General features: G+C 47.4%; 14 protein-coding genes. All 14 read right to left on the bottom strand.

The window, feature by feature from the left end; translation table 11 throughout:
- Positions 1–106: 106 nt before the first annotated feature.
- Complete coding sequence (gene rpsQ, locus BZG79_RS09930) at positions 107–361, bottom strand: 30S ribosomal protein S17 (protein WP_021024472.1); 255 nt, start codon at positions 359–361, stop codon at positions 107–109.
- Positions 361–552 carry a 50S ribosomal protein L29 gene (gene rpmC, locus BZG79_RS09925; RefSeq protein WP_021024471.1) on the bottom strand — a complete coding sequence of 64 codons (192 nt, stop codon included), beginning with the start codon at positions 550–552 and terminating at the stop codon, positions 361–363. The genes rpsQ and rpmC overlap by 1 nt, the downstream gene beginning before the upstream one ends.
- On the bottom strand, positions 552–962 hold the full coding sequence (rplP, locus tag BZG79_RS09920; protein ID WP_021024470.1) for a 50S ribosomal protein L16: 411 nt from the start codon (positions 960–962) through the stop codon (positions 552–554). The genes rpmC and rplP overlap by 1 nt, the downstream gene beginning before the upstream one ends.
- Before the next feature lie 11 nt (positions 963–973).
- Complete coding sequence (gene rpsC, locus BZG79_RS09915; RefSeq protein WP_021024469.1) at positions 974–1,663, bottom strand: 30S ribosomal protein S3; 690 nt, start codon at positions 1,661–1,663, stop codon at positions 974–976.
- Positions 1,664–1,682: 19 nt separating this feature from the next.
- Positions 1,683–2,015: a 50S ribosomal protein L22 gene (rplV, locus tag BZG79_RS09910; protein WP_021024468.1), complete on the bottom strand. Its 333-nt coding sequence runs from the start codon at positions 2,013–2,015 to the stop codon at positions 1,683–1,685.
- A 10-nt stretch (positions 2,016–2,025) separates the two neighbouring features.
- Positions 2,026–2,304, bottom strand: a complete 279-nt coding sequence (gene rpsS / locus BZG79_RS09905) for a 30S ribosomal protein S19 (RefSeq protein ID WP_021024467.1) — start codon at positions 2,302–2,304, stop codon at positions 2,026–2,028.
- Between the two features lie 20 nt (positions 2,305–2,324).
- Positions 2,325–3,149 (bottom strand): 50S ribosomal protein L2, encoded by an 825-nt coding sequence (gene rplB, locus BZG79_RS09900; protein WP_021024466.1) that lies wholly within the window; start codon positions 3,147–3,149, stop codon positions 2,325–2,327.
- 19 nt (positions 3,150–3,168) lie between these two features.
- Positions 3,169–3,471, bottom strand: a complete 303-nt coding sequence (gene rplW / locus BZG79_RS09895; RefSeq protein WP_021024465.1) for a 50S ribosomal protein L23 — start codon at positions 3,469–3,471, stop codon at positions 3,169–3,171.
- Positions 3,468–4,070, bottom strand: a complete 603-nt coding sequence (gene rplD / locus BZG79_RS09890) for a 50S ribosomal protein L4 (RefSeq protein ID WP_021024464.1) — start codon at positions 4,068–4,070, stop codon at positions 3,468–3,470. The genes rplW and rplD overlap by 4 nt, the downstream gene beginning before the upstream one ends.
- A 16-nt stretch (positions 4,071–4,086) precedes the next feature.
- A complete protein-coding gene (rplC, locus tag BZG79_RS09885) occupies positions 4,087–4,716 on the bottom strand; it encodes a 50S ribosomal protein L3 (RefSeq protein WP_021024463.1) in 630 nt (209 codons plus the stop codon).
- A 13-nt stretch (positions 4,717–4,729) separates the two neighbouring features.
- Positions 4,730–5,041, bottom strand: a complete 312-nt coding sequence (rpsJ, locus tag BZG79_RS09880; protein ID WP_002541412.1) for a 30S ribosomal protein S10 — start codon at positions 5,039–5,041, stop codon at positions 4,730–4,732.
- Positions 5,042–5,396: 355 nt separating this feature from the next.
- A complete protein-coding gene (locus BZG79_RS09875; RefSeq protein WP_077774297.1) occupies positions 5,397–5,795 on the bottom strand; it encodes a bacterioferritin in 399 nt (132 codons plus the stop codon).
- Positions 5,796–5,869: 74 nt separating this feature from the next.
- The gene (bfd, locus tag BZG79_RS09870) at positions 5,870–6,061 is read right to left on the bottom strand and encodes a bacterioferritin-associated ferredoxin (RefSeq protein ID WP_077679669.1); all 192 of its coding nucleotides are present in this window, start codon (positions 6,059–6,061) and stop codon (positions 5,870–5,872) included.
- 184 nt (positions 6,062–6,245) lie between these two features.
- Positions 6,246–6,441: elongation factor Tu (locus BZG79_RS09865; protein ID WP_077774296.1), on the bottom strand; the 196-nt coding region annotated here is incomplete at its 5' end.

Raw genomic sequence — 6,441 nt, 5'->3', positions numbered from 1 at the left:
TTACAAGGGCGGCGAATAATAACACTATTTTGACCAGATGGGTAGATAAAAAATAAACGGCCCCCCGAATGAGAGCCGTTTGACTTATTATTGTCTGAAAAATCGCTTAGATGCGTGATTTTTCAACAACGCGAACCAATGTCCAAGACTTACGCTTAGAAATTGGACGACACTCACGAACCTCAACAGTATCACCTTGGTTACACTGGTTAGATTCATCGTGTACATGTAGCTTACTCGTGCGCTTGATGTACTTACCGTAGATTGGGTGTTTCACAAAACGCTCGATAGCAACGACGATAGTTTTATCGCCTTTGTCGCTGATGACGCGACCTTGCTGAGTGCGGATGTTCTCGCTCATTATGCGTTAGCCTTCTCAGTCAGTACGGTTTTTACACGTGCGATATCGCGACGAACAGCTTTCAGAGTGTGAGTTTGCTGAAGTTGGCCTGTAGCCGCTTGCATGCGCAGGTTAAACTGCTCACGTAGCAGACCCATAAGCTCTTCATTCAGCTGCTCAACAGTCTTTTCACGTAGTTCTTGTGCTTTCATCACATCACCGCCTTAGTTACGAAAGTGGTTTTGATCGGTAGCTTACGTGAAGCTAATTCAAACGCTTCGCGAGCCAGTGATTCAGGAACACCATCCATTTCGTACAGGACTTTGCCTGGTTGGATTTGGGCAACCCAGTAATCAACTGAACCTTTACCCTTACCCATACGAACTTCCAACGGCTTACCAGTAATTGGTTTGTCGGGGAAGACACGAATCCAGATTTGGCCTTGACGTTTAATGTGACGAGTCATCGCACGACGAGCCGCCTCAATTTGACGCGCAGTGATACGACCGCGACCAACAGCTTTTAGGCCATAGGTACCGAAGCTTACGTCAGTACCGTGCGCCAGACCGCGGTTACGACCTTTAAAAGTCTTGCGGAACTTAGTACGTTTTGGTTGAAGCATCGATAGACTCCTTACTTACGGCCTTTACGCTGCTTCTTCGGCTTGTCAGCCTTTTGCTCTACTTCAGCCATTCCACCTAGGACTTCGCCTTTGAAGATCCAGGTTTTAATGCCGATAACACCGTACTGGGTGTGAGCAGAAGAAGTTGCGTAATCAATGTCAGCACGAAGCGTGTGCAATGGCACACGTCCTTCACGGTACCACTCGGTACGAGCGATTTCAGCGCCGCCAAGACGACCGCTTACTTCCACTTTGATACCTTTGGCACCTAGGCGCATAGCGTTTTGTACCGCGCGCTTCATGGCACGACGGAACATAACACGACGCTCTAGCTGTGAYGCGATGCTGTCGCCAACAAGTTGCGCATCTAGCTCAGGTTTACGTACTTCAGCGATATTAATTTGCGCTGGTACACCGGCCAGTTTTGCAACGTGAGCGCGCAGTTTCTCAACATCTTCACCTTTTTTACCAATCACCACACCAGGGCGCGCAGTGTGAATAGTCACACGAACACTCTTAGCTGGACGCTCGATAACGATGCGAGATACTGACGCTTTTTTCAGTTCACTAGTTAGGAACTGACGTACCTTAAAGTCGCCGTCTAGGTTGTCAGCGAAATCTTGGTTATTAGCAAACCAAGTGGAATTCCAAGGCTTTACAATGCCCAGACGAATACCATTAGGATGTACTTTTTGACCCATTGCTTTATCTCCTCGTCTCTTAGCGGTCTGCTACAACAACAGTGATGTGGCTAGAACGCTTCAAGATGCGATCGGCACGGCCTTTTGCACGAGGCATAATACGCTTCATGATTGGGCCTTCATCAACGAAGACTTTGGCGACGCTTAAATCGTCGATATCCGCACCTTCGTTATGCTCGGCGTTTGCAATAGCAGATTCCAACACTTTCTTAACCAAGTCAGCAGCTTTTTTGTCGCTGAAAGTCAGTAGTTCCAGTGCCTGTGCTACGTCTTTACCGCGCACCTGATCCGCAACCAAACGTGCTTTTTGAGGCGAGATACGAGCAAAGCGATGTTTAGCAATAGCTTCCATTTCTTACCCCTTAACGCTTCTTAGCTTTCTTATCAGCAGCGTGGCCGCGATAAGTACGTGTTGGTGCAAACTCGCCGAGCTTGTGACCGATCATTTCTTCAGAAACGAAAACGGGTACGTGCTGACGACCATTATGGACAGCGATGGTCAATCCGATCATCTGTGGGATGATCATTGAACGACGGGACCAAGTCTTTAAAGGCTTCTTGTCACCGCTTTCCACCGCTTTCTCTACCTTCTTCAGCAAGTGCAGGTCAATAAAAGGACCTTTCTTGAGAGAACGTGGCATGGCTTATCCTCTGATAATAATTACTTGTTACGACGACGTACAATGTACTTGTCGGTACGTTTGTTCTTACGGGTTTTGAAGCCTTTCGTTGGCATACCCCAAGGTGTTACTGGATGACGGCCACCTGAGGTACGACCTTCACCACCACCGTGTGGGTGATCAACCGGGTTCATTGCAACACCACGTACGCTTGGACGTGCGCCTTTCCAGCGCGCGGCACCGGCTTTACCCAGTTCGCGTAGCATGTGCTCTGAATTACCCACTTCACCAAGGGTCGCTCGACCTTCAGCAAGAACCTTGCGCATTTCACCGCTGCGCAGGCGGAGTGTGACGTACGCGCCGTCACGAGCAACGATCTGTGCATAAGCACCCGCAGAACGAGCAAGCTGAGCACCTTTACCAGGTTTCAACTCGATGTTGTGGATAGTAGAACCCACTGGGATGTTACGCATTGGCAGGCTGTTACCTACCTTGATTGCTGCATCTGCACCAGATTGAATCTGATCACCGGCTTTTAGGCCTTTCGGTGCGATGATGTAACGACGTTCACCATCCGTATACAGTACAAGCGCGATGTTTGCACTACGGTTTGGATCATACTCTAGACGCTCAACTTTCGCTGGGATACCGTCTTTAGTACGTTTGAAGTCAATTACACGGTAATGATGCTTATGACCACCACCGATGTGACGCACTGTGATTCGACCGTTGTTATTGCGACCGCCTGACTTAGAGTTTTTCTCTAGCAGTGGTGCATATGGTTTACCTTTATAAAGATCATGGTTAACCACTTTAACAAGGTGACGACGACCCGGTGAAGTCGGCTTACATTTCATAATAGCCATTTGCTTTTACTCCTCCGTCTTACTCAGCGCCGCCAACGAAGTCGATGTCCTGACCTTCTTTCAAGGCAACATACGCTTTTTTCCAGTCGCTACGACGGCCTTCACGCATACCTTGACGTTTGGTCTTACCCTTAACGAGAAGGGTACGAACAGACTTCACTTCAACTTCGAACAGTTTTTCAACTGCCGCTTTGATCTCTTTTTTCGTTGCTTCTTTAGCTACTTTAAACACAACAGTGTTGTTGTTTTCAGCGGCCATCGTCGCTTTTTCAGAGATGTGCGGAGCACGCAGAACTTTTAGGATACGCTCTTCAGTGATCATGCCAGCATCTCCTCAACTTGTTTAACTGCATCTGCAGTCATCACGACTTTGTCGAAAGCGATCAAGCTAACTGGGTCGATGGTATCTGCATCGCGTACGTCAACCTTATACAGGTTACGTGCCGCAAGGAACAGGTTCTCATCAACTTCGGCAGTGACGATCAGAACGTCGCTTAGCTCAAGCTCTTTCAGCTTAGCGACAAGCTCTTTAGTTTTTGGTGCTTCAACAGAGAAGTTATCAACCACGATTAAACGCTCTTGACGAACTAGCTCTGATAGGATGCTCTTAAGAGCACCGCGGTACATCTTTTTGTTTACTTTCTGGCTATGGTCCTGAGGACGAGCTGCGAAAGTGACACCACCGCTGCGCCAAATTGGGCTGCGGATTGTACCTGCACGGGCGCGACCAGTACCCTTCTGACGCCATGGCTTAGCACCGCCACCAGATACGTCTGAACGAGTTTTCTGAGCGCGAGTACCTTGACGGGCACCAGCTGCGTATGCAACGACTACCTGGTGTACCAGGGATTCGTTGAATTCACGCCCGAAGGTAGTTTCGGAAACAGTTAGCGCGTCGGCGCCTTTGACTACCAATTCCATTACTATCTCCTCGACGTTACGCTTTAACGGCTGGTTTAACGATCACGTTGCCACCTGTCGCACCTGGGACTGCACCTTTAATAAGAAGCAGATTGCGCTCAGCGTCAACACGTACGATCTCTAGGTTTTGAGTCGTTACACGCTCAGCACCCATATGACCTGCCATTTTTTTGCCTTTGAATACGCGACCTGGAGTCTGACATTGACCGATAGAACCAGGAGCACGGTGAGACAAAGAGTTACCGTGGCTCATATCTTGAGTACGGAAGTTCCAACGCTTAACGCCGCCTTGGAAGCCCTTACCCTTCGACGTGCCAGTAACGTCTACTTTTTTGATTTCGTTAAACAGTTCTACGTTTAGCTCAGCGCCAACTTCGTACTGTTCATCATTTTCCAAACGGAATTCCCACAAACCGCGGCCTGCTTCAACACCTGCTTTCGCAAAGTGACCAGCTTGTGCCTTGTTTACACGGCTTGCTTTCTTCTCGCCTGTAGTGATTTGAATTGCTGCATACCCGTCAACTTCAGGTTTACGTACCTGAGCAACACGGTTTGCTTCAACTTCAACTACGGTAACCGGGATAGAAACGCCATCTTCGTTGAAGATACGAGTCATACCGACTTTACGACCGACTAGACCAATCATTATCTACTCCCCCTTAACCCAGGCTGATTTGAACATCAACGCCCGCAGCAAGGTCAAGACGCATCAAAGCGTCAACAGTTTTGTCTGTTGGCTCAACGATGTCGATCAGACGTTTGTGAGTACGAATTTCGTACTGGTCACGTGCGTCTTTGTTTACGTGCGGAGAAATAAGAACGGTGAAGCGCTCTTTACGAGTAGGCAAAGGAATAGGTCCCTTAACCTGTGCGCCAGTGCGCTTAGCGGTTTCAACGATTTCCGCTGTAGACTGATCGATCAAACGATGATCGAACGCCTTCAGGCGGATACGGATACGTTGGTTCTGCATGAGACAGAGCTMCAAATTCTAAAATATTTACACAAACAATATCGCCATTCCTTCTCACTAAGGCGAGGGAATGCCGATTAATTTATGTGAAACCGTAGTGCCAAAATTAGGCACATTGTCAGCCATTATTCTATGACTGCGAACATAAGCGGAGTATACATTAAACGAACAGTTTACTGTTCCATTCCTCGATGCTCATTGGTTCACAACTGCGTCGGAAGTCGCAATGACTTAAGCAGTGACGGGCATTATACCGATACGCAATGGCTTTGCAAGCGTTGGTCAAAAACACGCCACAAAAAAACGCGCCTCTCTGGCACGTTTTTCATCATCAAGGCGGGATGACTGTTTTAACCTAACCTTTTTCGCTGGCATCTTCGATGATCTGAGCTTGGTTATAGTTGGCGATGCCGACCTTATCAATTAAGCCAATCTGGGTCTCTAACCAATCGATATGCTCTTCTTCGTCGTCAAGAATGTATTGAAACAGATCACGAGAAACAAAATCTCTGATGCTCTCTGTGTAAGCAATCGCATCTTGGAGGTTCGGGGTGCCCTCAAGAAATAATATTCTTTCAATCAGCTTGTCGGCATGCTTCATCTCATCGATCGACTCTTCATACTCTTTATCCGCGATGACTTTTAACCCCCAGTCTTTAAGCATGCGCGCATGAAGAAAGTACTGATTAATAGCAACAAGTTCATTGCCAAGTACCGTGTTGAGAAACGCTATAGATTTTGGATCGCCTTTCATGGCAATAGCCTCCTTATGGGTTCTACTTTACAAATGTAGAACCCATAAGGAGGCTGTCAAATATTGACCGCTTATTAGCTCGCTTTTTGCAATGTGATCAGCTGACTCTCGTCGTATATAACCTCTTTAGCGTGGCGCACACATTTACCACATTGAGATCCAAGAGGCGTCAGTTGACGAAGTTCGCGAATACTGGTGACGCCTTGGTGGCGCACCCAATGTTTAATGGTTTTATCTGATACGCTGTGACAAATACAAACTAACATCTCAGTCATCTCAAAAAATGAACTATAACGAGAATAGTTTGCATTGCGTTTAAGGTAAAGGGTTTTTATATAACGCTTGGTTATTGATGAAAGACTTATTTATATCTGTACCGGGCGATTAAAGAGGAAAAAAAAAGGAGCGCAATGCGCTCCCTTCTATTGATAAGACTAGATGTCTATCAAATTAAGCGATGATGTTAGCAACAACACCCGCACCTACAGTACGGCCACCTTCACGGATAGCGAAGCGTAGACCTTCGTCCATCGCGATAGGTGCGATCAGCTCAACAACCATCTTGATGTTGTCACCAGGCATAACCATCTCAACGCCTTCTGGCAGTTCGATAGTACCGGTCACGTCAGTTGTACGGAAGTAGAAC

It is taken from the genome of Salinivibrio sp. MA427, assembly GCF_001996115.1.
GTDB classification, from domain to species: domain Bacteria; phylum Pseudomonadota; class Gammaproteobacteria; order Enterobacterales; family Vibrionaceae; genus Salinivibrio; species Salinivibrio costicola.
The sequence above is the reverse complement of the archived record's forward strand: the minus strand, read 5'-3'. Positions and strand labels throughout refer to the sequence as shown.

What these genes read in the sequence shown, in the direction of transcription:
- rplV (WP_021024468.1), bottom strand. Translation starts at nt 2,015, where the DNA reads ATGGAAGCTATTGCTAAACATCGCTTTGCTCGTATCTCGCCTCAAAAA.
- rplC (WP_021024463.1), bottom strand. Translation starts at nt 4,716, where the DNA reads ATGATTGGTCTAGTCGGTCGTAAAGTCGGTATGACTCGTATCTTCAAC.
- rpmC (WP_021024471.1), bottom strand. Translation starts at nt 552, where the DNA reads ATGAAAGCACAAGAACTACGTGAAAAGACTGTTGAGCAGCTGAATGAA.
- rpsS (WP_021024467.1), bottom strand. Translation starts at nt 2,304, where the DNA reads ATGCCACGTTCTCTCAAGAAAGGTCCTTTTATTGACCTGCACTTGCTG.
- rplP (WP_021024470.1), bottom strand. Translation starts at nt 962, where the DNA reads ATGCTTCAACCAAAACGTACTAAGTTCCGCAAGACTTTTAAAGGTCGT.
- rplD (WP_021024464.1), bottom strand. Translation starts at nt 4,070, where the DNA reads ATGGAATTGGTAGTCAAAGGCGCCGACGCGCTAACTGTTTCCGAAACT.
- rpsQ (WP_021024472.1), bottom strand. Translation starts at nt 361, where the DNA reads ATGAGCGAGAACATCCGCACTCAGCAAGGTCGCGTCATCAGCGACAAA.
- rplB (WP_021024466.1), bottom strand. Translation starts at nt 3,149, where the DNA reads ATGGCTATTATGAAATGTAAGCCGACTTCACCGGGTCGTCGTCACCTT.
- BZG79_RS09875 (WP_077774297.1), bottom strand. Translation starts at nt 5,795, where the DNA reads ATGAAAGGCGATCCAAAATCTATAGCGTTTCTCAACACGGTACTTGGC.
- rplW (WP_021024465.1), bottom strand. Translation starts at nt 3,471, where the DNA reads ATGATCACTGAAGAGCGTATCCTAAAAGTTCTGCGTGCTCCGCACATC.
- rpsJ (WP_002541412.1), bottom strand. Translation starts at nt 5,041, where the DNA reads ATGCAGAACCAACGTATCCGTATCCGCCTGAAGGCGTTCGATCATCGT.
- bfd (WP_077679669.1), bottom strand. Translation starts at nt 6,061, where the DNA reads ATGTTAGTTTGTATTTGTCACAGCGTATCAGATAAAACCATTAAACAT.